Annotated in this window: 21 protein-coding genes, 1 pseudogene and 1 riboswitch; of the genes and pseudogenes, 14 read left to right on the top strand and 8 right to left on the bottom strand. The window is 67.7% G+C overall.

What is annotated here, in order from left to right:
* The 6 genes and pseudogenes from HMPREF0975_RS16615 to HMPREF0975_RS04615 form a co-directional block, all read left to right on the top strand.
* Window positions 1–300, top strand: a 300-nt coding sequence (locus tag HMPREF0975_RS16615) for a hypothetical protein (RefSeq protein WP_009232982.1), incomplete at its 5' end; no start/stop codon positions are given.
* 137 nt (window positions 301–437) lie between these two features.
* On the top strand, window positions 438–944 hold the full coding sequence (gene acpS, locus HMPREF0975_RS04635) for a holo-ACP synthase AcpS (RefSeq protein ID WP_009232981.1): 507 nt from the start codon (window positions 438–440) through the stop codon (window positions 942–944).
* 96 nt (window positions 945–1040) lie between these two features.
* Entirely contained in the window at window positions 1041–2534 is a 1494-nt protein-coding gene (gene putP / locus HMPREF0975_RS04630; RefSeq protein ID WP_009232980.1) for a sodium/proline symporter PutP, read from the top strand.
* 31 nt (window positions 2535–2565) lie between these two features.
* Complete coding sequence (locus HMPREF0975_RS04625; protein WP_009232979.1) at window positions 2566–3726, top strand: glycerate kinase; 1161 nt, start codon at window positions 2566–2568, stop codon at window positions 3724–3726.
* A 68-nt stretch (window positions 3727–3794) separates the two neighbouring features.
* Window positions 3795–3945, top strand: a riboswitch (FMN riboswitch).
* 134 nt (window positions 3946–4079) lie between these two features.
* A pseudogene (locus HMPREF0975_RS04620) lies at window positions 4080–5064 on the top strand (ABC transporter permease).
* 50 nt (window positions 5065–5114) lie between these two features.
* Window positions 5115–6158 carry an ABC transporter substrate-binding protein gene (locus HMPREF0975_RS04615; protein WP_009232977.1) on the top strand — a complete coding sequence of 348 codons (1044 nt, stop codon included), beginning with the start codon at window positions 5115–5117 and terminating at the stop codon, window positions 6156–6158.
* Window positions 6159–6194: 36 nt separating this feature from the next.
* Here the strand turns inward: HMPREF0975_RS04615 and HMPREF0975_RS04610 are convergent, their stop codons facing one another.
* The gene (locus tag HMPREF0975_RS04610; protein WP_009232976.1) at window positions 6195–6848 is read right to left on the bottom strand and encodes a MerR family transcriptional regulator; all 654 of its coding nucleotides are present in this window, start codon (window positions 6846–6848) and stop codon (window positions 6195–6197) included.
* A 356-nt stretch (window positions 6849–7204) separates the two neighbouring features.
* Here HMPREF0975_RS04610 and HMPREF0975_RS04605 point away from each other — a divergent pair, with 356 nt between their 5' ends.
* Window positions 7205–8572 carry an MFS transporter gene (locus HMPREF0975_RS04605; RefSeq protein ID WP_009232975.1) on the top strand — a complete coding sequence of 456 codons (1368 nt, stop codon included), beginning with the start codon at window positions 7205–7207 and terminating at the stop codon, window positions 8570–8572.
* Here the strand turns inward: HMPREF0975_RS04605 and hisG are convergent.
* From hisG to HMPREF0975_RS04570, 7 genes are all read right to left on the bottom strand, one after another.
* On the bottom strand, window positions 8549–9394 hold the full coding sequence (gene hisG / locus HMPREF0975_RS04600) for an ATP phosphoribosyltransferase (RefSeq protein ID WP_009232974.1): 846 nt from the start codon (window positions 9392–9394) through the stop codon (window positions 8549–8551). The genes HMPREF0975_RS04605 and hisG overlap by 24 nt on opposite strands.
* Before the next feature lie 65 nt (window positions 9395–9459).
* Window positions 9460–9723, bottom strand: a complete 264-nt coding sequence (locus HMPREF0975_RS04595) for a phosphoribosyl-ATP diphosphatase (protein WP_009232973.1) — start codon at window positions 9721–9723, stop codon at window positions 9460–9462.
* 186 nt (window positions 9724–9909) lie between these two features.
* Window positions 9910–11580 carry a hypothetical protein gene (locus tag HMPREF0975_RS04590; RefSeq protein ID WP_009232972.1) on the bottom strand — a complete coding sequence of 557 codons (1671 nt, stop codon included), beginning with the start codon at window positions 11578–11580 and terminating at the stop codon, window positions 9910–9912.
* Window positions 11577–12368: an ABC transporter ATP-binding protein gene (locus HMPREF0975_RS04585; RefSeq protein ID WP_009232971.1), complete on the bottom strand. Its 792-nt coding sequence runs from the start codon at window positions 12366–12368 to the stop codon at window positions 11577–11579. The genes HMPREF0975_RS04590 and HMPREF0975_RS04585 overlap by 4 nt, the downstream gene beginning before the upstream one ends.
* A 98-nt stretch (window positions 12369–12466) precedes the next feature.
* Window positions 12467–13222: a response regulator gene (locus HMPREF0975_RS04580; protein ID WP_009232970.1), complete on the bottom strand. Its 756-nt coding sequence runs from the start codon at window positions 13220–13222 to the stop codon at window positions 12467–12469.
* A gap of 11 nt (window positions 13223–13233) precedes the next feature.
* Window positions 13234–14622, bottom strand: coding sequence for a sensor histidine kinase (locus tag HMPREF0975_RS04575; RefSeq protein WP_009232969.1), 1389 nt, complete (start codon window positions 14620–14622; stop codon window positions 13234–13236).
* A complete protein-coding gene (locus tag HMPREF0975_RS04570; RefSeq protein ID WP_009232968.1) occupies window positions 14615–15787 on the bottom strand; it encodes a DUF3866 family protein in 1173 nt (390 codons plus the stop codon). The genes HMPREF0975_RS04575 and HMPREF0975_RS04570 overlap by 8 nt, the downstream gene beginning before the upstream one ends.
* A gap of 68 nt (window positions 15788–15855) precedes the next feature.
* On the opposite strand from HMPREF0975_RS04570, the gene HMPREF0975_RS04565 reads away from it, so the two are divergent.
* The 7 genes from HMPREF0975_RS04565 (at window position 15856) to HMPREF0975_RS04535 (ending at window position 24211) form a co-directional block, all read left to right on the top strand.
* Window positions 15856–16893 carry a helix-turn-helix transcriptional regulator gene (locus HMPREF0975_RS04565; RefSeq protein ID WP_009232967.1) on the top strand — a complete coding sequence of 346 codons (1038 nt, stop codon included), beginning with the start codon at window positions 15856–15858 and terminating at the stop codon, window positions 16891–16893.
* Between the two features lie 2 nt (window positions 16894–16895).
* Window positions 16896–17915, top strand: a complete 1020-nt coding sequence (locus HMPREF0975_RS04560) for a helix-turn-helix transcriptional regulator (RefSeq protein ID WP_009232966.1) — start codon at window positions 16896–16898, stop codon at window positions 17913–17915.
* A 122-nt stretch (window positions 17916–18037) separates the two neighbouring features.
* Window positions 18038–18301, top strand: coding sequence for a Sec-independent protein translocase subunit TatA (gene tatA / locus HMPREF0975_RS04555; RefSeq protein WP_009232965.1), 264 nt, complete (start codon window positions 18038–18040; stop codon window positions 18299–18301).
* 45 nt (window positions 18302–18346) lie between these two features.
* On the top strand, window positions 18347–19168 hold the full coding sequence (tatC, locus tag HMPREF0975_RS04550) for a twin-arginine translocase subunit TatC (protein ID WP_009232964.1): 822 nt from the start codon (window positions 18347–18349) through the stop codon (window positions 19166–19168).
* Between the two features lie 54 nt (window positions 19169–19222).
* A complete protein-coding gene (locus tag HMPREF0975_RS04545) occupies window positions 19223–20194 on the top strand; it encodes a diacylglycerol/lipid kinase family protein (RefSeq protein WP_009232963.1) in 972 nt (323 codons plus the stop codon).
* A 21-nt stretch (window positions 20195–20215) separates the two neighbouring features.
* Window positions 20216–23164 (top strand): DEAD/DEAH box helicase, encoded by a 2949-nt coding sequence (locus HMPREF0975_RS04540; protein WP_009232962.1) that lies wholly within the window; start codon window positions 20216–20218, stop codon window positions 23162–23164.
* Between the two features lie 108 nt (window positions 23165–23272).
* Window positions 23273–24211, top strand: coding sequence for a DUF808 domain-containing protein (locus tag HMPREF0975_RS04535; RefSeq protein ID WP_009232961.1), 939 nt, complete (start codon window positions 23273–23275; stop codon window positions 24209–24211).
* Window positions 24212–24366: the final 155 nt, after the last annotated feature.

The raw sequence follows: 24366 nt of genomic DNA, 5'->3' as shown, positions 1-24366 counted from the left end.
GGGCACGTCTCCGGCCTCATCGCGATCGTCCACCCCGGCGCCTTCGAGGCGGCGCTGCGCCAGGCCGCGGGCCAGGAGGCGGTCGACGCCTGGCTGGCCTCCGCCAACGCCCGCCTGGCAGCAGGTACCAGGCGCCGTCGCGCCGGCATGATCGGCCGGGCCCCGCTGTTCGAGCCGGTCCAGGGCCGTCGTCTGGGTGAGGAGTCCAAGCAGCGCGACCCGCACGAGGTCGAGGCCGCTATGCTGCTCGACCCCGATGCCCGCCTGGGCACTGACGGCGTCTACCACGCCGGCGAGTGAACTCATCACGATAGTGGATAGGGCCGGTTCTGCAGACGATGGATACCGTCTGTAGAACCGGCCCTGTTTTGCTCACCTGGAATTGTCAAAGGATTTGCGTCATTGATTTGTGAGTTTTGCTTCATGAGGGTTCCAGAATGACTGAGCCACAGTTTCCGGACATGCGGCAGGCTTCCCCTGGCACAACCGTTCTGGCGGTGGGAACGGACCTGGTGCACATTCCAGGATTCGAGACCCAACTCGATCAGCCCGGTAGTGTCTTCGCACAGCGGGCCTTCACGGCGCGAGAGCTCCGCGAGGCCCATCGCCGCGCGCAGGAGAAGGGTTCACGCCCAGCCCAGCACCTGGCTGCCAGATGGGCGGCCAAGGAGGCATTCATCAAGGCCTGGAGCCAGGCGCATGCGCAATATGCCAACAGTCGCGGAAATAGCGCTTCTCCGGTTATCCTGAGCGAGGACGTCGACTGGCGCGAGGTTGAGCTTGTCACTGATCGGTGGGGGCGGCCATCCCTGCGTCTGAGCGGCGCTATTGCCCGCGCTGTTGAGCACAGCCTCGGACAGGAGGTATCGACCCCGGGGTGCTGGCCGGTTTCTCTGAGCCATGACGGCGACTACGCGATCGCGATCGTCGTGCATGCGCGGTGAAACCAAGCCTGCGCAAGAAAATAGCGGAGACCCCGATTCTGTCGCGCGCAGCCAGCCGCGATACGTCTCACCGCTGACTGACGTGAGGACATACGAATGACTGACGCTACCTATCAGGCCATTGCGATGATCGTCTACTTCGTGGCCATGCTCGCCATCGGAGGCTGGGCCTACCTGCGAACGGACAACTTCGACGATTACATGCTTGCCGACCGCGACCTCAACCCCTGGGTCGCGGCGCTGTCGGCAGGCGCCTCGGACATGTCGGGGTGGCTGCTCATGGGGCTGCCGGGCGCCCTGTACGCCAGCGGCCTGGTCGAGGGATGGATCGCCGTCGGACTGACGATCGGAGCCCTGGCGAACTGGCTGCTGGTCGCTCCCCGCCTGCGCGCCTACACCGAGGTCGCTAACAACTCGATCACAGTCCCGAGCTTCCTGGACAACCGCCTCCACGACACACGCCGGCTGTTGCGCTGGTCCAGTGGTCTGATCATCCTGGTCTACTTCACCTTCTACGTCTCCTCCGGCATGGTGGCCGGCGGACGGTTCTTCGAGTCCTCCTTCGGGATGGACTACCACCTAGGCATGGTCATCGTCGCCGCCATCACGGTGGTCTACACGCTCATCGGCGGGTTCCTGGCCGTGTCCTACACCGACTTCATTCAAGGGCTCATGATGGTGGCGGCCCTGGTCATGGTGCCCGTCGTCGGAGTCATGCACCTGGGCGGAGTGTCCAACCTCGTCAAGGCCGTCTCCGAGGTCGATCCCCACTACTGGGCCGCCTGGGGGCCGACAACAACGGTGATCGGCGTCATCTCGGCGCTGGCCTGGGGACTGGGCTACTTCGGTCAGCCGCATATCATCGTCCGATTCATGGCTATCCGCAGCCCCAAGGAGGCCGTCGCCGGCGGCACCATCGGGATCGGCTGGATGCTGTTCGCCGTTCTGGGCGCAGCCGGCACCGCCATCGTCGGTGTGGCCGTCTACCAGCATGACAAGAGCAAGCTGGCGGACCCAGAGACCGTCTTCATCACACTGGGTAAGCTGCTCTTCCACCCACTGGTGGCCGGATTCATGCTGGCAGCGATTCTCGCCGCCATCATGTCGACGATCTCCTCGCAGCTGCTCGTGACCTCATCGGCGCTCATCGAGGACCTGTACGGATCGATGAACCGCACCCGGGGCAGCGACATCAGCAGTAACCGGATGGTGCTCTACTCGCGCATGGCGGTCTTCGCGATCGCTCTGGTCGCGGCCGTCATGGCCTGGAACCCCAGCAAAACGATCCTCGACCTTGTGGCCTTCGCCTGGGCCGGTTTCGGGGCCTCCTTCGGACCGACCATCCTGCTGTCCCTGTACTGGAGGCGCCTGAGCGCCATGGGCGCTTTCGCCGGCATGATCACCGGCGCCGTCATCGTCATGATCTGGGGAAACGTCTCCGGCGGTCCCGGCGGCATCTTCGATCTCTACGAGATCGTTCCCGGTTTCCTGGGCAACTTGGCCGTGGCCTGGGCCGTGTCCCGCACGAGCCGACCTTCGGAGGAGATCTCCGAGGAGTTCGACGCCGCTGTCACCGCCTCACGCGCGTAGCCGGACAGGGAAGACGGGCAGTACTGCAGGCATGAGGATCGTCGTCGCCCCCGACTCCTTCAAGGAGTCCATGACCGCGGTGCAGGCCGCCAGAGCCATGGCGGCCGGAGTCCGGGACGCGCTGCCCGCGTGTGCAATCAACCAGGTGCCCGTCTCCGACGGAGGGGAGGGCTTCGCTGAGGCCATCGCCTCCGCCTGGGCTGCCTCGTGGCGAGAAGTGTCGACCATCGACGCCCTGGGCCGCCCACTGACAGCGGGTTTCGGGCTCGATGGCCACCGCGCCGTCGTCGACCTGGCCTCCAGCGTGGGACTGGAGCACATCGCGCCGGGGGAGCGGGACGTCATGCGCTCCTCGACCGCAGGGCTCGGTCATGTCATCGCTGCCGCGCTCGACGCAGGCGCCCGCTCACTGCTCATTGGACTGGGCGGGTCGGCCTCCAACGACCTGGGCCTGGGGATGCTCGTGGCGTTGGGTGCCCGCTGCCTGGACGAACGGGGTCACGAGGTGGATCCGGTGCCCGCCGAGTTCCCCCGCATCAGGAGTATCGAGGTCGAGCCCGCTCGCCGTTGTCTTGAGGGCATGAGCATCACGGTGGCCGGGGATGTGACGAATCCGCTCACGGGACCCCGCGGCGCGGCAGCCGTCTTCGGCCCGCAGAAGGGACTGATCGGGCCCGCGATCACATGGATCGACGGTGAGATGACGCGCCTGGCTGGAGTCCTCGGTCTGAGCCACTGGGCTTGCCGCCCGGGCACCGGTGCCGCCGGCGGCACCGCCTTCACCCTGACGGCTGTTCTCGGTGCTGAACTCGCCACCGGCATCGACCACCTGACTCGAGTCGTGGGGCTGCGCAAGCGGCTGGAGGGAGCCGATCTGCTGCTGACGGGGGAAGGGACGCTGGATGGACAGTCTTTGGACGGCAAGGCGGTCAGCGGGGTGCTCCGACTGGCATGCGAGTGCGGCGCGCCCTCCATCGTCTTCGCCGGGCGGGTCAGGGTCGATGCCGAGGCTCAGCAACGTCTGAGTGATCTGGGAGTCCGGGATATCGTCCAGATCTCCGATCCTTCAGAACCACTGGAGTCATCTCTGCGGCGGGGCCCGAACCATCTGCGTCGCGCGGTTGCGGACGCCGTGCGCCACTTTTCTGCCAGGGGCGACCGCTCGAGCCGCACGCCGAGCGACATCTTGTGAGCCCGCCCAGCCATTGAGGGATCTCGGGTATCGCCGTGGGACGATCCACGTTGTATCCTTACCGACAGCAACGTGCTCCGGGGTCGGTGAAAGTCCGAACCGGCGGTAACAGTCCGCGACCCGCTCGTGCCACGGCAGCGTCAGGCAGCCGGGGGACCAGCGGTTGAGCCGGTGGAACTCCGGCACCGACGGTGAGAGTCCGGATGGGAGGATGCGCGTGGCGCCCCGCGGGGAGACCCGCAACTCAGGACGACGTCCCAGATTCCACGATCAGTCGTGGATCGATCGGGTATCGACCGGAGCGGGCGCCCAGCACGTGTGTGCGCCGACCGACGGCGCGCAGGCGGACCCCGGTGCAGCCGGGGGCTCCCGCTCCCGGAAGGATCCGGGAGGAGACCGCCGTGTACAGCCCCAGCCCCATTGGCAAGGCCGCGCGTCCCCAGTTTTCCCATGTCTCGTCATCCAGCGCCCGTCCCGGACCACGGGCCTCCTCAGATTCTCCGACAGCCTTGTCGGCAGAGCCACTACCACAGCCGCCCGCCAGACGCCGGCGCCGCATCCACGCTGCCGAGCAGAACGGGCCGTGGCCGGCCGTCGGACTGGGCGCCGCCCTGCTAATCCTGTGGCAGATCGCCACCGGATCGGGTGCCATTCCCAAGATCTTCCTGCCCGGCCCCCTGGCCGTCGTCGAGCGTCTGTGGCTGAGTCTGACCCAGGTCGGACTGGGGTGGCGAGCTTGGATCACGCTGCGCGAGGCTCTCCTCGGCTGCCTCCTGGCCGCCGTCTTCGCCCTGCCCCTGGCCTGGACCCTGTACCGCTGGCGGCTGTTCTCACGGGCCGTCCTACCGTATGTCGCGGCGAGCCAGGCGGTTCCCGGTGTCGCCGTCGCCCCTCTGCTGGTTCTGTGGATCGGCTATGGAACCCTGCCGGTCGTGGTCCCTGTGTGCCTTCATGGTCTTCTTCCCCATCACGGTCACGGTGCTGCTGGGCCTGCGCGGCCTGGATGCGGACGTCATGGACGCGGCCCGGCTCGACGGCGCCCACGGCCTGAGCATGCTCATCCACATGGAGCTGCCCATGGCCCTGCCCGCCATCTACACCGGGCTGCGCACCGGCTTCACCCTGTCGGTCACCGGCGCGGTCGTCGGCGAGCTCATCATGGGCGGTGAGGGCCTGGGAACGGTGCTCTCCACTCAGCAGAGCCGAGGGGACACCACCGGTGTGTTCGCCACGATCACCCTTCTATGCATTCTGGCCACCTCCATCCACTGGGCGCTGCACGAGCTCGAGCGACGCAGCCGCACCGTAGACGCCCTGCGCGGCCGCCACGCCGTCTAGCCCAGTCCCACCACACGCGTTCCTCACCCTCGGAAGAAAAGGAAATCCTCATGGCCCTCTCGCGCACGGAACTCGCATACCCGGCCCCCTCACGCCGCCACCTGCTGGCCGGCGGCCTGGCCTTGACCGGATTCGGCGCACTGGCTGCCTGCTCCTCGGGAACCGCGAGCCGCGCAGCTTCCTCTGCGGCCGGAGGAGGCGCATTGACCGTCGGCCTGACCTACACGCCGAACATCCAGTTCGCCCCCTTCTACATGGCCAAGAAAGATGGGAAGTACGCCGCGAACGTGACGCTGCGCCATCACGGGGCGCAGGAGGGGCTCTTCGATGCCCTCCAAAGCGGGCAGGAGCACCTCGTCATCGCCGGAGCCGATGAAGCGGTGGTGGCCACCTCCAATGGAAACGACCTCGTCGTCATCGGCGGCTACTACCAGTCCTACCCGGCCTGCCTCATCGTGCCGGAGGACTCCGCGATCAACGTCCCCGCGGACCTCAAGGGCAAGACGGTCGGCACGCCGGGCCGCAAAGGGGAGACCTGGTACGCCCTCCAGCTGGCCATGGCCACGGGTTCTCTGACCGAGTCGGACCTGACGATCCAGGACATCGGCTACACCCAGCAGGCGGCGCTCGTCGGCGGCAAGGTCGACGCGGTGGTCGGCTTCTCCAACAACGACGCCGTCCAGATCCCCCAGTCCGGCACTCCTGTACGCACCATCCAGGTCGCCGACCAGATCCCCCTCGTCGGCGCCTCACTGGTGACGACCCGCTCCCTGCTGGACTCCCGCCGCCAGGACCTCCAAGCCGCCGTCAAGGCCTCGATCGAGGGCATGAACGCCTTCGTCAAGGACCCCGACATGGCCATCGAGACCTCCAAAGAGCATGTCCAGGACCTGGTGGACAGCACTCAAGCGGCCCGCGCGCGCGAGGTCGCCGTGGCCACCGGCAAGCTGGTCAGCGGTGACGGTTCTCATCCCATCGGCTCGGTGCGGGTCGATGACGTCGCCTCGATGATCGAGTTCCTCTCCTCCCACAAGCTTCTGGGGGACAAGAAGGCACCCCGGGCGGCAGAGGTCTGCGTGCCGCTGGGGCAGTAGATACGCAGGTGACAGGGCACGCTGGCCGCATCGTCGTCATCCCTCCGGCGGAGAGCTCGGCGCCAGCTCGTGCTCGCCGTCGTGGTGCTCGTAGTGGGCCATGCCGAGCTCGCGGTGCGCAATGCGCCGTAGCGCGAGGAGCACCGGCTCGTAGACCACGGTCCCCAGGACCGCCTGCCTCACCGAGTCCTCACGCGATTGCCAAGGAATGTGCTCGACATCGGCGCGAGCAGTCCGCCGCGCGGCCTCGACGTACACAGCCAGCTGCTCCGCGCTCATGGCCATGCCGATCTCCTCGGCGAAGGCCAGGGCCGAGTCAAGGTGCCTGACCGCAGGATGCTCGGGAGAGCAGGGTAGACCGAGCCGTTCTAATACCACACGCGCCCTGCTGATTCCCGGCTTTTCGTGCTGGTGAGGAGCGGGGATCGCCTCGGTCGCGAACTTCATCGCCTCCCACGGCTCCTGATCCGGTTGATCGATCACGCCGATGACATCACGCACCTGCTCGATGGATGCACCCAGGACGTTCATGAGTCCCCGAATGAGGCGCAGCCTCTCCAAATGCTGTGTCCCATAGTCGGACTGCCGCGCATTGACGGGCGTACCGGCGGGTAGCAGACCCTCGCGGATGTAGTACTTGATCGTCGCCACCGGGGTCCCGGACTCCTGGGCGAGCTCCGAGATACGCATGATCCTCCTTCTCCAGCGGCGTCACCGGGCCGTCATGTGATATCCGGCCAGGTCCGAGCATACGAGCACACACACCTCCCAGGACTCATGCGCGCCGATATCGAGATTCTAAGAGCAGCAGCCCGACCCATGGGTTGAAATGTCGACGGCGACATCTCCTGTACCTGGCGGTTCCTGGCGGAGAGCATCGAGTTGACAAGTAGATAGTAAAGGTATCTAATCAAGTAGACACTTTCACTATCCAGTTAGGAGTCACCTTGTCCGCTCAGGCCACACATCGTTCGCTCGGCGAGCCTTCCTCCAGCCCACCATTCACCGGAACCGAGGGCCATCATCGAATCCCTCCTGCGTGGGTCATGGTTGCGATCGCCCTTCCCACCCTGATGACGTCACTGGACTCACTGGTGGTCACGATCGCGCTACCGCAGATTCACCGGGATCTGGGGGCCTCGGTCACCGAGCTGCAATGGTTCGTCAACGCCTACACGCTCACCTACGCCACGTTGATCCTGCCAACCGCAGCATTGGGGGACAGGATCGGGCGCCGCAGACTCTTCCTGTGGGCCGTGTTCCTGTTCACCTCGGCCTCGGCTCTGGCAGCACTGGCCTCCACGCCGTTGGCGCTCATCGCCGCCAGAGTGGTCCAAGGTGCCAGCGGGGCGGCCATCGGTTCGCTGTCCCTGGCGCTTCTGGCCGACGCCGTACCCCCGCACCTGCGAGAGCTCGCCATCGGTGTGTGGGGCAGCGTCAACGGGCTGGGTGTTGCCGCCGGCCCCATCGTCGGAGGCGCCGTCGTTGAGGATCTGCACTGGAGCTTCATCTTCTGGATCAATCTTCCGGTGGGCACCCTGTCCCTGGCGCTGGGCTGGTGGAGTCTTCGCAGACTCGCCGTCATAGACAGAAGCAGAGCCCGGACGACCGACCTCGCGGGACTGGCGATGGCAGCGACCTTTATCTTCCCGTTGACCTGGGCACTGGTGGAGGGTGGCAGCCGCGGCTGGACCAGCCCCCTGGTTCTTGGATGCCTTGCTCTAGCACTGGCCTCACTGGCCGGCTTCATCCGGCGGGAGCGCACCGCTCGCAGCGCATTCGTGCCAGTGCGCCTGTTCCGCGACCGGCGCTTCAACCTGGTCAACACTGTAGCGATGCTCTTTTCCGCCGGGATCTTCGGATCAGTGTTCCTCGTCAGTCAGTACCTTCAGATCGGGATGGGCTTCGACCCGCTGGAGTCGGGCCTGCGCGCAGCGCCATGGACCATGGTTCCCATGGTGGTGGCCCCGGTAGCGGGCGTGCTCGTCAAGCACTACGGGCCGAGGGCGGTGCTGTTGATCGGTATGGTGCTGCAGACGGCGGCAGTAGGGTGCTTCATGCTCCTGGCGCACACGAGCAGCGGTTACGGCTCCTACGTCCCGCCCATGCTCATCGCGGGTACTGGCATGGGGCTGACCTTCTCCCCGCTGGCAACCGCAGTCCTGGAGGGGATCGCGTCTCGGGACCGTGCCGTAGTCTCAGGGGTCAATCAGACGGCTCGCCAACTGGGGACGGCTACAGGCATCGCGCTGTGCACCGCCCTCTTCACCATCTTCGGCGCTTACGCCCCTGGTGAGAGATTCACCGCTGGACTCGTCCCAGCGCTGGGCGCTTGCACGGTTCTGCTGGTGGCGGCCACAGCACTTGTCATTGCCATGCCTCGCGGCCGGCTACAGCCGGCAAGCCAGCAGTGAGGAGACGAGGATGGCACGGGCCCCGACCTCGTAGAGCTCGTCCATGACCCGGTTCATGTCCGCCCGCGGGACCATGGCGCGCACCGCCACCCAGTCAGGGTTCTGCAGCGGGGAGACGGTGGGGGACTCGATGCCCGGGGTGAGGGCCGCCGCCAGGTGCAGCTTGTTCATGGGGATGTCATAGTCCACGAGCACGTAGGCGCGGGCGCGCAGCACGCCCTCCAGGCGCCGCACGAGCGTGGCCAGCCCGGGCTCGCCGCGGAACTGCTCGGTGGTGATGAGCACGGCCTCGCTGACGAGGATCGCATCCCCGAAGGTCTCCAGGCCTGCCGCCCTCAGCGTCGTGCCGGTCTCGACGACGTCGGCGATGAGGTCGGCCACGCCTAGCTGGACGGAGGATTCCACGGCGCCGTCGAGGTGAACGGTCTGGGCCTCCACACCCCGGGATGCCAAGTAGCTGCGCACCAAGACGTCGTAGGAGGTGGCCACGCGCTTCCCAGCGACATCGGCCAGGGAGGTCATCGTGCCCCTGGGGGCAGCGAAGCGGAAGGTGGAGCGGGCGAAGCCCAGGGGCAGGTGCTCGACGGCGTCGACCCCGGAATCCAGGAGCAGGTCGCGTCCGGTGATGCCGGCGTGCACGGTGCCCTGGCCGACGTAGACGGCGATGTCGCGTGGACGCAGGAAGAACAGCTCGACGTCGTTGGCCTCGTCGACGAGCACGAGCTCGCGGCCCGTACGGCGGGTGCGGTAGCCCGCCTCGGAGAGCATGGTGACGGCGGGCTCGGACAGGGAGCCCTTGTTCGGGACGGCGATACGCAACACGGCGGTTCCTGATCTGTGGTGAGCTGTGATGAGGAGGACGAATGGATGTACGGGGGCTTCGCGGTTTACAGGTAACGGTAGACGTCCTGGAGACTGTAGCCCTTGGCGACCATCATGACCTGGGCGTGGTAGAGCAGCTGGCTGATCTCCTCACAGGCGGCCTCGTCGGACTCGTGCTCGCAGGCCATCCAGGCCTCGGCGGCCTCCTCGACGAGCTTCTTGCCGATGAAGTGGACCCCGCGGTCCAGCTCCTCCACCGTCCCGGAGCCCTCGGGGCGGGTGGCCGCCTTGTGCTGCAGCTCGCTGAAAAGGTCCTCGAAGGTCTTCATGTACTTAGGTTATCGGAAAGCGGATGGGCCGCCGACCGACCGCAGCCCTGCCCGAGACCCGAGCGGGCCATTCTCATCGTCCTGCCGAAGGCCCCGGGCGGGTGTCCTTCCTCACCGGGAAGCACGCGCCCGGGGCGATCCATGCGGCCCGCGCCGGCCGCTCGAACCTGCTCAGCCCGATCCGGTTCAGTCCCGGATGGCCGCGCGTCGGGCGCCGAGCGTTGCCGATACCATTGCCATCGACCCGATGAGCAGGCTGAGGACGACGATCGTCAGCCAGCGTTCGGGGAACTGGTGGGCGACGGTCATCCAGCCCCAGGGGGCCAGCCGCCACAGCCAGGTGGCCGCCATGATCTCGTTACCGCCGATAAGCAGCCCTATGACGACCAGGATGGAGTTGAGGACGATCGCCGCGACGATCCGGGTGCTCAGAGCCACCGCCAGGCTGACGGCTGCGATCATGAAGGCCACGGCCGGCATCACCATGAGTCCATAGACCGGGCCGGTCACCGCCGGCAAGTTCGGGTCGGTGCGGGTCAGAGTGTCGCCGAGGACGGTCACGATCCAGGAGATGACCAGGACCGGGAGAAGGAAGAGGGCGCTGAGGACCGCGGTTGAAGTCAGGATCCCGCCGGCTCCCTGGCGAGTGAGGAGCGTGCGCCAGGCCGGCTGAAGCCGTCCCCACACCATGATGCCGGTGATGGCCGCGGCAAGCGGCACACCGACGAGCTCGAGGAAGCTCTGCCCGTAGTCGGGCGGGTAGGCGGAGCGGAGAACCCCCAGGAAGGCAAGTAACAGGACCGCCAGAACCACCCACACGGTCCAGGGCAGGGCGCCGGCCATTGCCAGGACGGCGCTGCGCGTGCCGGGGATGCGGACCATGCGGGTGGCGGGCATGGCGCGGATCTGCGGGGTACTCCGGGGCGTCGTCGAAGCCTGTTCCGAGACGTTCTCCGGTAGCGCAGCGTCGTCGTGCTCTCTGCTGGGAAGCAGCCGGCTGAGCCAGGCGACGGATGAGGCCGAGAACTCAACACCCCTGGGCATGCCGCTGAGGACGGCCAGCCCAATGCCGACCAGGGTCAGGCCGGTCGTCAGCAGGAATCCGGGCAGGAGCGGGTAGCCCCACACCGGAGAGTCCTCCTCGAGGAGAACGGAGTTGCCGTGAACACCCAACAGGGGCAGCGGGACCCGGGCCGTCCAGGTCCACGGGAGTGTCCACCAGTCGGTCCGCTCGGCCTGAGTCACCCCCACCCCGGACCAGATGAGCCCAAGCACGGGCGCGACCCCGACGGCGATGACTCGCAACACGCGGAAGGCCGCCATACCCCAGGCGCAGGAACCGGTGACGACAATCCACATGAAGAGGGCGAACAGCAGGTACCTGTCCCAGGGCCCCCAGCCGTTGCCGATGATGAGGGCGTGCCCCACCACCGGGGCAACGAGCGCTGCCTGGCAGGCCAGCGCCGACAGGCTCAGGACCACGATGCGGGCGGTCACCACCCGGCGCGGCTCGACGGCGCGCCAGGCCGTTCCACCCTGACGCCACCGCCGTTCACGCCACTGGGCCATGGCACCGGTCAGCAGTCCCATGGGAACCGCGAAGGCCCCGGCGTACAGATGCATCCACGCCAAAGCGTTGCCGTTCCACTGCACCTCTTCGACGACTCCTCCGTTGATGGAGGCATTCGCCAGGATGATGGTGTGAACGGTGAAGATGAGAGTCGCCCCGATGATGCCCCAGGTGAAGGTGCGCCGGCTGCGGGTGAGCTCGGCGCGCACCAGGTCCCACAGGTTCACCTTCACCGCAGCCTTCTCCCGCACCCTCATCGGAGTCTGCGGCTGCACAGCGGCGCTCATGCGCGGACCTCCGTCTCAGTGCGACGCCCGCCTCCGGTGACGGCCTCCAGGAATGCCTTCTCCATGGCCCGCTCGTCATCGGCGTCGGCGAAATCGGCCAGCGGTCCTTCGTAGACGAGGCGCCCGGTGACCAGAACCCCGATGTCGTCGCTCATGCGGGCGATCTCGCCGAGCTGGTGGCTGGAGACGACGACGGTGCGCCCCTCATCGGCCAGGTCCCGCACGAGGTCGCGCAGCTCGATGATGCCCTGGGGGTCCAACCCGTTCTGGGGTTCATCGAGGATGAGGACCTCCGGGTCGTTCAGCAGCGCCATGGCCAGGGACAGGCGCACCTTCATCCCCGTGGAGAAGGAGCCTGCGCGCTTCCTGCCGACCCCAGCCAGACCCACGCGCTCCAGGAGCGGAGCAATCGTCTCCGGGGAGGTGCCGGTCAGGCGGCAGTGGACGAGCAGGTTGCGCCGTGCGGACAGCTGGGGGAAGAGCGCAGGACCGTTGATAGAGGCCCCCACCCGCCCCAGGCTGCGCCGGCAGAACGGATCGCCCTGGATCTCCACTCGGCCGGCGTCGGGCTTGAGCAGTCCCAGGGAGATGTTGAAGGCGGTCGACTTGCCGGCACCGTTGAGACCGAGCAGCCCGTAGACGCGTCCGGGATAGGCCGACAGGTCGAGCCCGGTGAGGACCGTCTGATGGCCGAAGGACTTCGAGACCCCGACGAGCCTCAGCCCGGGGGCAACGCCAGCGGCATGGGCGGGGGAGGGGAGAGGAGACGTTGTGGTGGTAGCTGTCATGGCCCCATGCTCGTGCGCGCCGGTACCTCGGCGGATCCCCACCAGGGACACGGTCGGCGGCAACCACCGTTGCCGTATCTCCTCCCTGGGGAGGAAGGCTACTGCGGCTGCACGAGCCCGGTGGTCAGCGCGTAGATGACGAGTTCGACCCGGTTGTGGCAGCCGGTCTTACCCAAGATCGTCTTGACGTGGGACTTAACCGTCGACTCCGCGACATGGAGCCGCTCGCCGATCCGGGCGTTGCTCAGCCCCTGGCACACGAGAGCCAGGACGGCGTCCTCCCGCCCGGTTAAGGGCTCATAGGGTCCCGACGGCGCCCCCACAACGGGCACGGCGCCACCGGCAGGTTCCGACGGCGAGGTTGGTGGCTGCGGAGATCCCGGCTCGGCACCTGCATCAAGGTGGGCCAGGACGGTGCCAGTGACGGCAGGATCCAGCCAGGAGCCGCCGCGGGCGACGACGCGGATCGCCTCCAACAGCGTCGTCGGCTCGGCGTCCTTGAGAAGGAAACCATGGGCGCCTGCACCCAACGCCGCCAGGACAAGGTCGTCGTCGTCGAAGGTGGTCAGGACCAGGATCCGCAAAGCAGAGGTGGCCGGCACAGCCCGCAGTTCACGAATGGCACTGATCCCATCCAACACAGGCATCCGCAGATCCATGAGCACCAGATCGGCCCCGCCGTGAGAGCCGCTGGCCCGGGCGGTCAGCCCCTCGATGGCCTGGCGCCCATTGACCGCCTCCAGCACGACCTCCATGTCGGGCTGTGCAGACACAAGGGCGCTGAAAGCGCTCACCAACAGCGGCTGGTCGTCCACAACGGCGACTCTGATCGCACTGGTTGCACTGGGATCCATCCAGACACTCCTTATTCCGTCTCACCGGGGTGCTGTCCCGGAACCGGGGCGCTCGCGGGCAGTTCGAGCGGCGTCACGGGGAAGTCAACGTCGATGGTGAAGAAGCTTCGACCCTCGTCATCACAGCAGGCGCCGTGGGACATGGTTCCACCCACGAGCCTGAGTCGCTCCTCCAGGCCGACGAGTCCGCTGCCACCGAACGGCGAGTGCTCCGAGGCCTCGGCTACCGGGTTAGCGACGTGAAGGTGGCAGGAGGCCTGCGACAGCACTAGGCTCAGTTCGATCTGACCGGATCCGTGCCTGACGGCGTTGGTAAGGGCCTCCCCGACGAGCCGGACGAGGGTGAGCCGCTGTATCGCCGACCATGCCGCGTTGCAGCGCTCCAGAACCTCTGGTTCGGGGAGCACGGCGCTGACCCTGGCTCCTGAGCCTCGGGTCGTCTCGATGAGGACCGGGATGGTACTCAGATCCGCCAGCGGGGTGATCTCGCCGGCATCGGAGCGCAGGACGGAGACGAGCCGGCGCACGGAGGTCAGCGAGGCGTCGGCCGTGTCGCGCACGGTGATCAGGGTGGTCCGCAGCCGTTCCTCGCCGCCCAGGGCGAGGCCGGTTGCGGCCTGCACCTTGATCGTGGTGAGACTGTGCCCCACAAGGTCGTGGAGCTCTCTGGCCAGGCTGAGGCGCTCGGCCGCGACCGCCTGGGCCGCGGCGATGCCGACGTCGCGGGCCTGGTTCTCGGCGATTCTCCTCCGGGAGGAGGCCAGCAGGTGGGTCAGGACCACGACGCCGGCGAAGACCAGGCCGATGAGCGTACGGGCCATCAAGGCGGCCCCGTTCCAGCCGGAGCCAGCCGTGGGATCGGCACTGGACTCATAGGGTCCGGCGTAGGAGGCGAAGGTAACCGGGTTGACCAGGGCGCCCGCCAGGGCCAGCAGAAGCGCAGCCGTGCCCCAGCGCCGGTCGGGCTCCCAGCGGGTGACGGTGTAGAGACTGGTGACCGCTGTTGCGATGATCGGGTTGAGACCGAGGTTGACCGGGGAGAGGGCAACGAGGACCGCATAGGCCGCCAGCAGGGTGTAGGTCGCGATGAAGGAGGCGCGCAGGAGGCGCAGCCTGCCGAACTGCGTCAGCGCCAGCGCCGTGCATAGGGCGGAGTCGGCGACGTAGACGGCGTAGGCGCCGAAGCGGAGGATGAAGGTGAGCGACTCCAGGGCGAAGGCGAGGAAGATGATCCCCAGGGCCACGTCCACCACCGGGACGGAGTACCGCGACCAGCGGCCTGCTCGCCTCGGCAGCATACGGTGACGGGCCCGCCAGTCGTAGGCCGCCGACAGGTTCGTCGTCAGGGGCAGTGCCGCTTCGTCGACCGGTGCGCCCACCCAGGCGCCTCGATCAGCCACGCACCGTCTCCGTGCGCAGGAGCTGGTGCACATGGCAGCCCGCCGCGGCCGCGGTGATGAAGGCGGCCGTGTCCTCCTCGAGGCCCCGCCGCATGGTGGACAGTCTCACCCCGGTCTCCGCCTCGGCCGCGCGCAGCCGCTCCAGGAGCCCGTTGGAGGGGATCTCGATGAGGCGGTGCTGCACGGCGCCCTGCCGCGGTGCGCACAGGGCCTCGGCCTCCTGGCGCACCTGCGTCCCCAGTTCCCCTTCCAGGTCGGTGACGACGACGTCGGCCCCCGCCAGGGCGACCCGCCCGTAGGCGGTCATCGAGTGGTGGGATACACCCCGGTGGCGGGCGCGGGCGTCGGCCTGGGAGACACGCAGGCACGCCACCGCTCGCCCGCCCAGGGCGGCGATGGCATTGACCGCGTCCCCGCAGGCCACTCCGGAGAAGCCCCAGGGCGTCTCTGTGCCTAGGTTCCCGGGGCCCTGAATGACGACAGCGGCGTCCGCGTGCAGCACGTGCCGGGCAGCCAGGAGCGCGTTGTGGACGCTGACCGCCTCGATGTCACCGCCCCAGGCCTGTCCGGCCGTCACGGTACCGGCCAGCCAGCCCGCCTGGCTCAGAGCGGCGACGAGGCGGGAGTAGGCCAGGGGAAGGGCCCCGCCGTCGGTCATGACGTAGACGACACGCAGCTGCTTTTCGCCCTGAGGGGAGCGCAGACCGGCGAGCACGGCAGGCAGGCTCGAGTGCAGGTCGGCCACCACCACCGGCATCTCCTCCAGGTCAAGGTCGCCGATCGGCAGGGACAGCAGGCCGTGGTGAGCGGTTCCCTGTTCGTCGACGCCGGTGACCATGACCTGGTCGGGCATATAGCGGGCCTTGACGAGGTGGCCCTCATGCGGCGGGTCGGCGGGGAGAACGTCCGGGCGGGCACTGACCATGGCGTGCCCGCCGGTGCCCAGGGCACGGTCGAGGGCTGAGACCTCCAGTCTCACCCGTTCCCCGGCATCGGGCAGCCCGGTGAGGGCCTCGTAGGCGACTGCCCGGACCTGTTGACCTGGAAGCAGGCTGCAAGCTTCTTCTGGCGCCCCGGTGATCTCCGCGTCCAGCTCTGCGCAAGAGCGTCCGGCGGGCCCCCATACGCTCCTGGTCCCGATCACTACGCCGTCGCGCCACATCATGGCGGCAGACTATCCGGACACGCGCGCCGGAATCCGCAAGCCGTCCGATTCTCCTAGGCTGGGGCACCGTGAGCCAGCAGACCCGCAGTACCGAGGAGCGCCTGGTGAGCCTTCTTCTCACTCTGCGCAACACCACCACCGGCCTGAGCGCCGAAGAGCTCATAGCCGGCGTGCCGGGATACGCTTCGAGCGGCCCAGCCGCCAATCCGATCTCCGCGCGCCGCAAGTTCGAACGTGACAAGGACACCCTGCGCAAGCTCGGCATCGAGGTGACTACCACCGGGCACGACGACGAGCCCCGCTACCGCATCGACGAGGAGGACTACGCTCTGCCCGCGTTGCATCTGAGCGCCGAGCAGGCTGCCTGCCTGAACTTGGCCGCCTCGGCCTGGCGCGACGGTGACCTGCCCGCAACCGCCAGGCGGGCCCTGACCAAGCTGCGCGCAGTCAGCGAGGGCCCGGCGGGTAGCAGCTCCGCCGGCCTGCCGGACCTGACCGCGGATCTGTCCGGCAGCGAGATCCCTGAAGAGCTCGTCACCGCAATCGATGAGCGCCGTCTAGTCACCTTCGACTACATATCCGTCCGCTCGGGCACTACCCGGGCCCGCACCGTCGAGCCCCACCATCTGCGCCTCGCCGAGGGGGCCTGGTACCTCGACGCCGTCGAGCCCTCCACCTCCCCCGACGCCCAAGACGACGAGCCCCAGAAGACCCCTCGGGACAGGGCCGGCCGACCGCGCACCTTCCGTCTCGCACGCATCGCCGGGCCTGTGACCGTCCACAGCCTTCCCGGTGCCTTCATCCGGCAACCCGCCAGGGCTCCCGCCCGCGAACGGGCGCTCATCGCTGTGCTTCCAGGCAGTGCCCTGGGACTGCGTCTGGCCGGCGCGCGCCTCGATCCTACCCAGGAACCGCCGACCGATCTGCCCGCGCACCTGGTGGACCGGGACCTCATCGTCGTCGAGTACGAGGACCCCTTCTCCTTCGCAAGCACCGTCGCCGCCCTCGGGGATGCCGCCGTGGTGCTCGCTCCGGACTCCTTGCGCCGGGCCGTCCGGGCGCACCTGCAAGGCGCCGCCGGGCTCGCGGCTCCAGGAGGGAGCTGACGATGCCGCGCGTGTCCACCTCCGACCAGCTCGCGCGGCTGCTCGCCCTACCTGCTTGGGTCGCGGACAATCCCGGAGTCTCCGTCGAAGCGGCCGCCGAGCACTTCGGCGTCTCCCCGGCCGTCCTTGAACGGGACGTCAACACGCTGTGGGTCTCCGGCCTGCCCGGCGGTCTGCACGGGGACCTCGTGGACTTCGACGCCTCCGACTTCGACGCCGGGCGTCTGCGCCTCGCAGAGCCGCTGGGACTGGACCGCCCGGTGCGCCTGACCCGGCAGGAGGCGATCTCCCTGCTCATGGCCCTCAAGGTCCTGGCCGACCTCCTGGCCGACGACGGCGCCTCTGCTCCTGTGCTCGTCTCCACCCAACAGGCGCTGGCCGACCTACTCACGGCCGACGCTTCGGTTGACGCCGCCGACGCGCGGGCCGAGTCCTCGGCCGGTCTGGTCTCGGAGCGCTCCGCCCTGGCCGGCCGTACGGCCGAAGTCCTGGGCGCCGTGCGCTCCGCACTGCGGGATAAGCGCCGACTCCACGTGACCTACGTCTCCGCCACCGACACCCTCTCCGAGCGCGATATCGACCCCATCGCCCTGGAAAGTGATGGATCGCACATGACGCTGGTGGCCTGGTGCCTCAGCGCCAGAGCCGAACGGAGCTTCCGTCTGGACCGGATCGAATCGGCCCGGGTTCTCGACGTCCCCGCCGTCCGGCATCGCACATCGCACAGAAAGAACCAGCCCGAGTCCGATCGGCCTGCGGGGGAAAGGCCCCGCGCTACGCTGACCCTGCGCCCATCGGGCCGCTGGCTCACCGAGCAGATCCCCTGCGTCTCACGGGAGGAGGGCGCGGATGGCCGTCTCAGGGCTGTCGTGGAGGGGCGCGACCGCGCCTGGCTCGTCGGGCTGGTCCTCTCGGCGGGATATCACCTCTTCGCCGTCGAGCCCGCCGATCTCGCCCAGGATGCCGCAGCTGCCGCCAAACGGGCCCTGACCTCTTATGACGCCGATACGGAACAGCATTGATGCCGAGGAGGCCGGCTCCGTCCGCCTTGGGGGGAACCGGCGGAACCCTCGTTCAGAGGCACCTGCCGGGGAGGCTACACTCAGCCCGTATCGATACAGCCCCTACCACAAGGAGCAGCGCCGTGAACCTCTTTAAGCCGTCGCACATCATCTTTCTGCTCATCGTCGTCATCCTGCTGTTCGGCTACAGGAAGCTGCCTGACATCGCCCGGAGCGTGGGCCAATCCATGAAGGTCTTCAAAAAGGAGGTCAAGGAGCTGCGCGACGACGACTCCAAGAGCTCCCAGGCTCAGATCCAGCAGCCTCAGGAGGGCACTTACTACACCGAGCCCACCCAGGACGGTCAGACAGCCTCGCAGAGCACCGACAGCTCAGCTCAGAAGTAACCCCGTCCGGCGATAGCCGGGAACCCGGAGACGAAGGAGGCCGTGGTGCCCAAGCTTCCTCAGATCAAGCGATCGAGGCGCAAGGACAACCCCGAGGCGCGCATGTCCATCGGGGACCATCTGCGTGAGCTGCGCCAGCGTCTCTTCGTCTCCGCCGCGGGTGTCATGGTGATGACAGTCGTGGGCTATCTGCTTTACGAGCGAGCCTTCGCCCTCATCACCCGGCCCATCGAACAGGCCAATGCCAAGGGTGCGAATCTCACCCTGAATTTCGATACGATCCTGGCCTCCTTCGACATGAAGCTCGAAGTATCGATCTGGCTCGGCGTCCTGTTGTCCTCACCGTTGTGGATGTACGAGTTCTGGGCCTTCGTGGGTCCCGGCATGACCCGTAAGGAAAAAGCCTACACCTGGGCCTACGGCACCGCTGGTCTGCTTCTCTTCCTGGCCGGCGCGGCCCTGGGGATCTGGGTGATGCCGCATGCGGTCTCCATTCTCACCAGCTTCATTCCCGATGGCCCCACTGCCGGAGTGATCGGAGCGAATCTCTACCTGTCCTTCGTCATGAGGCTCATCCTCGTCTTCGGGATCGCCTTCCTCCTCCCCGAGCTTCTCGTTGCGCTCAACATGCTCGGGCTCATGCAGGGAAAGACCATGCTCAAGGGCTGGCGCTGGGCCATCATGGGCATCGTCACCTTCATGGCGATCGCCAACCCGCTGCCGGATCCCTGGTCCATGGTCTTCATGTCCGTCCCCATCGCCGGTCTGTACTTCCTGGCCTGCTTCATCTCGATCCGGCATGACAAACGGGTGGAGAGGAAACGCGATGAGCTCGATGCCGAGCTGGAGGCGGCCCTGGCCGAATAACCGGACGCCTCAATCCACTGTTCTTTTCTTCCTGACTTTCGTATCTGCAACTTCATGCGCATTGCTCTGCTGTCCAATCCCTCGTCGGGACGGGGGCGTCACTCGGCCGCCGACGACGTCGCCCGCCAGATCCTGAGCGAAGCCGGGCACGAGGTCCTCCACGTACGTGGCAGCTCCTACGACCAGGCGCGCCGTGCCGGCCGGGCCCTCCTGGGAGACGGACCGGACAGTAACGTTGAGGCGCTGGTCGTCGTTGGCGGGGACGGCATGGTGCACCTGGGGGTGGACATTGTCGCCACGACGGGGGTACCGCTGGGCATCGTGGCCACCGGTACTGGTAATGACATCGCCAGGCACTTCGGCCTGCCCAGCCGAGATGCCTCTGCCTCGGCCCGTCTCATCAACCGGGCGCTGGCCGGTGACGGCGCGATCATGGCCACCGACGCGATCTACGCCTCCCGTCCGGACGGCACCCTGCTCGCCCCGCAGCGACGCTGGTCCCTGGCCGTGGTCAGTGCCGGTCTGGACGCCGCCGTCAACGCCCGTGCCAACACCCTGACCTGGCCCGCCCGCGAGGGGCGCTACGTACGCGCCTTCACGGCCGAGCTCGCGGCTCTGGCCCCTTACGGATTCCGGGTCACCACCGACGAGGGCGCTTGGGAAGGACCCGCGCTCCTGCTGGCAGTGGCCAACACCCGCTACATCGGCGGCGGCATGGACCTGGCACCCCAAGCCGATCCCGCCGACGGTCTCCTGGAGGTCCTGCGCCTGGATCCTGTGAGCCGTCCCCGCCTGGTCTCCCTGTTCCGCCGGCTCTTCAAAGGCTCCCACCTGACCGACCCGGCCGTCCATGTCAAGCGCAGCCGCACCGTCACCATCGAGGCGCTGGACGAGCGCACCGGCCATGACCGGGGCCTGCGACCGCCTCCGCACCCCTTCGCCGACGGCGAGCCGCTGGCCGGGCTGCCCCTGCGCCTCGAGGCCGTCCCCGACTCCGTACGGCTGCTCCTGCCGACCCGGGGCTGATCCGGCCCGTAGGCTGTCCCCATGAGCTCACCAGCCGAGCGCTACGCCGCATCCCGTCGTCGACAGGCCGCCGCCGGCAGTGAGCTCGCCCGCTTCGCCCGGGGCTACGACTTCCCGCTCGACCCCTTCCAGGAGGAGGCCTGCGCCGCCGTCGAGAGGGGAGAAGGCGTCCTCGTCGCGGCCCCGACGGGTGCAGGAAAAACAGTGGTGGGGGAGTTCGCCGTCCACCTGGGCCTGGCTCGGGGGCACAAAGCCTTCTACACCACGCCGATTAAGGCACTGAGCAACCAGAAATACCTGGATCTCGTAGCCCGACACGGCGAGGAGCACGTGGGGCTGCTCACCGGCGACACCTCCGTCAACCCCCATGCCGACGTCGTGGTCATGACCACCGAGGTACTGCGCAATATGCTCTACTCGGGCTCACGCGACCTGGACCGACTGGGCTTCGTGGTCATGGACGAAGTTCACTATCTGGCCGACCGCTTCCGCGGGCCGGTGTGGGAAGAGGTCATCATCCACCTACCCGCCGAGGTCCAGGTCATCTCCCTGTCCGCCACGGTCTCGAACGCAGAGGAGTTTGGCGACTGGCTCGGGCAAGTGCGGGGAAGGACCGCTGTTGTCGTCTCCGAGAAGCGACCCGTGCCGCTGACCCAGCACATGATGGTCGGGCGTCGTCTTCTGCCCCTCTACTCCCGCCCCATCGATGTCGCAGAGCTCACAGGCGCCGCCGGCACGGCGGAGTCGGAGCAGTCAGAACAGGCGGCGCAGCCCCCGCTCAACCCCGAGCTGCTCAAGGCCGTCAAGCAGGCCCGACGTGCCGCCGCCTCCGGGGGCTCCTCCAAGAACAGTTACCGCAGTCGGGGCGGCGGCTCCGCCCGGGGGCCGCAGCCCTGGAAGCGCTCCGCGGGTGGGGCACGCGCACCCCGCCGCGGCGAGGGCGGAGCCCGCACGGCTCGGTTAAAGCCGCCGTCGCGGCTCCAGGTTGTCAAGGCCCTCGAGGCAGCGCGACTGCTTCCCGCCATCGTCTTCGTCTTCTCCCGAGCCGGCTGCGAGCAGGCCGTCAACCAGGTGGTGAGTACCGGGGTCGACCTGACCACGGAGGCGGAGGCCGCCCGGATCCGTGAGGTGATTGAACGGCGCACTGCAGACATACCGGCCGGTGACCTGGGGGTCCTCGGCTTCCGCTTCTGGGCCCACGCCCTGGAGCGCGGTGTTGCCGCGCATCACGCGGGGCTGCTGCCGGTGTTCAAGGAGACAGTTGAGGAGCTCTTCAGCGCGGGGCTGGTCAAGGTCGTCTACGCCACCGAGACTCTGGCGTTGGGCATCAACATGCCTGCGCGCACGGTGGTTCTGGAGTCGCTTCGCAAGTGGAACGGTTCTGCTCACGTCACCCTCAGTCCGGGGGAGTACACCCAGCTGACGGGCCGGGCGGGGCGCCGCGGCATCGACATCGAGGGCCACGCGGTCGTCCTGGCCACCGACGACCTCGAGCCGGCCACGGTCTCCTCCTTGGCCTCCCGGCGCACCTACCCGCTGGTCTCAGCCTTCCGTCCCACTTACAACATGGCTGTCAACCTTCTCGAGCGTATGCCGCGGGCGCGGGCGCGCGAGGTGCTCGAGGAGTCCTTCGCCCAGTTCCAGGCTGACCGCGGCGTTGTGGAGCTGGCCGCTCAGGCGCGCCGCAAGCGCCGCAGCCTCGAGAGCCTGGAGAAGGACATGGCCTGCCGCCTGGGCGACTTCCGCGAGTACGCGGCCATACGTCAGGCCATCGCCGATGCCGAAGCGGATCTGTCGCGGGACCGGGCCGCCTCACGCCGCAGCGAGGCGGGGCGGGCCATGAGCGCGCTGGAGCGCGGCGACGTCGTCGTCTTCCGCAGGGGACGCCGCCGCCGTCATGGCATTGTTCTCGAGATCGGTGCTAACCGGACCGGGACGCCCACGCTCACGGTGCTGGGGGAGGATTCACGGGTGGTCGCCCTGACTCCGGACACGGCCCCGGACGGCGTCATGCGCGTGGGCGCGCTGCGGGTGGCCGACTCGGTGGACCCCCACCGGCCCCGGGATCGTGACCGGCTCGTCCAGCGTCTGGTCGATGCACTGCGTGCCGGGGACCTGGAGGAGGGGTCGCCTCGTTCACGCCCCCGCTCGAGCCGAGCCCAGGCCCGCCGCGACAGCATTGTCGACAACCTCGAGCGCCTGCGCCACGACATGCGATCCCATCCCTGCCACGGATGCCCCGACCGGGAGGAGCACGCCAGGGTGGGCCGCAAGTGGTCGCGGGCGAAGGCCGAGGCCGAGCGCCTTCAGCGACGCATCGAGACCCGTACCGGCACTATTGCCCGCCTCTTCGACGCCGTGTGCGACATTCTGCTCGAACTGGGCTATCTGCAGCCCGTGGACCGTGGTCATCCCGAGCGCGAGCTGAGAGTGACGGCGGCCGGCAAGATCCTGGCCCGGATCTATGCCGAGCGGGACCTGCTCATCGCAGAGTGCCTGCGCACGGGTGTCTTCGAGGGCCTCGGTGTCGGCGAGCTCGCCGGGGCGCTGAGCGCCTGTGTCTACGAACCGCGCCTGAGCGCGCAGTCGATCGGTCTACCGGTGGCTCCCGGGTCGAGGCTCGGCCAGTGCCTGCGTGCCCAGCTGGGCGTCTCGCACCGGCTCCATGACCTGGAGTCCCTGGCCCGTATCGAGGCGTCCTCGGGCGCGGAGCCGGCACTGGCCGGAGCAGTCCAGGCCTGGTGCGACGGCGCACAGCTTGCAGACATCCTCGATGCCACCGAATTGACGGCCGGGGATTTCGTGCGCTGGTGCAAGCAGCTGCTCGACGTCGTCGGCCAGATCGCCAGCATCTCACCGCCGCCGAACGCCGCCCCCGAGCAGACCAGGGCGATCACCGAGCTGTCGCTGCGGGCCGCCGAGGTCTCCCTGGACCTCAACCGGGGAGTGGTGAGCTGGTCCGCCGTGTGAGACCCGCACCCTGCTATGCGTCCCCAATCATCTTCCAGCCGCCCCTAATAGGCCGCAGCGAGTAGTCTCGTTGCGGCCGACACCCCGCACGACAGGACTTACGCCCTCATGTCAGGCTTCTTTGCACTTCTTGACGACATCGCCACGCTCGCCAAGCTGACACTGTCAACCGTTGACGACACGGCGTCGATCGCCGTCAAGGCCTCCGCGAAGGTTTCGGCGGCGGCTGTCGACGACGTGGCCACCACACCCCAGTACGTCACCGGCATCACCCCGGATCGCGAGCTGCCCATTATCAAGCGGATCACGCTGGGATCGCTTCGCAACAAGCTCCTCATCATCCTGCCGATCGGCCTGCTACTGACGGCGGTGGCACCCTGGCTCCTACCGGTCGCGCTCGTCATCGGCGGCACCTATCTGTGCTTCGAGGGAGGGGAGAAGATCCTGGAGCGCTTCGGCCGTACCAGGCACGCCAAGGAGGACACCGGCCCGGTCGACGAGGCCCAGATCATCCGTCAGGCCATCACCACGGACTTCGTCCTGTCCACCGAAATCATGCTGTTGGCCCTGGCCGAGGTGGAGGGGGAGTCCTCCATGCGGCGCATCATCGTCCTGGTCCTCATCGCCCTGCTCATCACCTTTGCCGTTTACGGCCTGGTCGCCGCCCTCATCAAGCTCGACGACGCCGGGGCGCACCTGGCCGGTCAGGGCCGCACGGGCGCCGTCCGGTCCGTCGGCCGCACGATCGTGAAGTCGGCGCCAGCGCTCTTCCGCGGCATCGGGGTCGTCGGCACCGTGGCGATGCTGTGGGTCGGTGGCCACATCCTGGCGGTCAACCTCGCCAAGGTCGGCTTCCACCCGTTGCACCAGGTCATCGAGTGGGCCGAGGAACTCGCCCATAACCCGGTCCTGTCCTGGACCACCGGGACGGCCATGTCCTGTCTCGTCGGAACGGCCATCGGCACGCTGCTGGCTCTGGCCTGGCAGCCCGTGCACCATGTCCTGGCACATACCCACAACACTAGCGGTGAGTATACAGACAACTGAAATACGACAATGTCATAGTTCAATCATATAATCCCGCAATATAGTACACAATTACTTAATATTTTTCGACATGCACACGTAGCCATATAAATATCACACCGCCCACAGAAGCATGCCGAGGCTAGAAACACACCGACACTCATCTACAGAAAAAG

The organism is Actinomyces sp. oral taxon 849 str. F0330, from assembly GCF_000239715.1.
In the GTDB taxonomy this organism is placed as follows: Bacteria; Actinomycetota; Actinomycetes; order Actinomycetales; family Actinomycetaceae; genus Actinomyces; species Actinomyces johnsonii.
The sequence above is the reverse complement of the archived record's forward strand: the minus strand, read 5'-3'. Positions and strand labels throughout refer to the sequence as shown.

What these genes read in the sequence shown, in the direction of transcription:
- HMPREF0975_RS04625 (WP_009232979.1), top strand. Translation starts at nt 2,566, where the DNA reads ATGAGGATCGTCGTCGCCCCCGACTCCTTCAAGGAGTCCATGACCGCG.
- putP (WP_009232980.1), top strand. Translation starts at nt 1,041, where the DNA reads ATGACTGACGCTACCTATCAGGCCATTGCGATGATCGTCTACTTCGTG.
- HMPREF0975_RS04535 (WP_009232961.1), top strand. Translation starts at nt 23,273, where the DNA reads ATGTCAGGCTTCTTTGCACTTCTTGACGACATCGCCACGCTCGCCAAG.
- HMPREF0975_RS04540 (WP_009232962.1), top strand. Translation starts at nt 20,216, where the DNA reads ATGAGCTCACCAGCCGAGCGCTACGCCGCATCCCGTCGTCGACAGGCC.
- HMPREF0975_RS04595 (WP_009232973.1), bottom strand. Translation starts at nt 9,723, where the DNA reads ATGAAGACCTTCGAGGACCTTTTCAGCGAGCTGCAGCACAAGGCGGCC.
- HMPREF0975_RS04570 (WP_009232968.1), bottom strand. Translation starts at nt 15,787, where the DNA reads ATGATGTGGCGCGACGGCGTAGTGATCGGGACCAGGAGCGTATGGGGG.
- HMPREF0975_RS04590 (WP_009232972.1), bottom strand. Translation starts at nt 11,580, where the DNA reads ATGAGCGCCGCTGTGCAGCCGCAGACTCCGATGAGGGTGCGGGAGAAG.
- acpS (WP_009232981.1), top strand. Translation starts at nt 438, where the DNA reads ATGACTGAGCCACAGTTTCCGGACATGCGGCAGGCTTCCCCTGGCACA.
- HMPREF0975_RS04580 (WP_009232970.1), bottom strand. Translation starts at nt 13,222, where the DNA reads ATGGATCCCAGTGCAACCAGTGCGATCAGAGTCGCCGTTGTGGACGAC.
- HMPREF0975_RS04545 (WP_009232963.1), top strand. Translation starts at nt 19,223, where the DNA reads ATGCGCATTGCTCTGCTGTCCAATCCCTCGTCGGGACGGGGGCGTCAC.
- HMPREF0975_RS04615 (WP_009232977.1), top strand. Translation starts at nt 5,115, where the DNA reads ATGGCCCTCTCGCGCACGGAACTCGCATACCCGGCCCCCTCACGCCGC.
- HMPREF0975_RS04560 (WP_009232966.1), top strand. Translation starts at nt 16,896, where the DNA reads ATGCCGCGCGTGTCCACCTCCGACCAGCTCGCGCGGCTGCTCGCCCTA.
- HMPREF0975_RS04605 (WP_009232975.1), top strand. Translation starts at nt 7,205, where the DNA reads ATGGTTGCGATCGCCCTTCCCACCCTGATGACGTCACTGGACTCACTG.
- HMPREF0975_RS04610 (WP_009232976.1), bottom strand. Translation starts at nt 6,848, where the DNA reads ATGCGTATCTCGGAGCTCGCCCAGGAGTCCGGGACCCCGGTGGCGACG.
- HMPREF0975_RS04585 (WP_009232971.1), bottom strand. Translation starts at nt 12,368, where the DNA reads ATGACAGCTACCACCACAACGTCTCCTCTCCCCTCCCCCGCCCATGCC.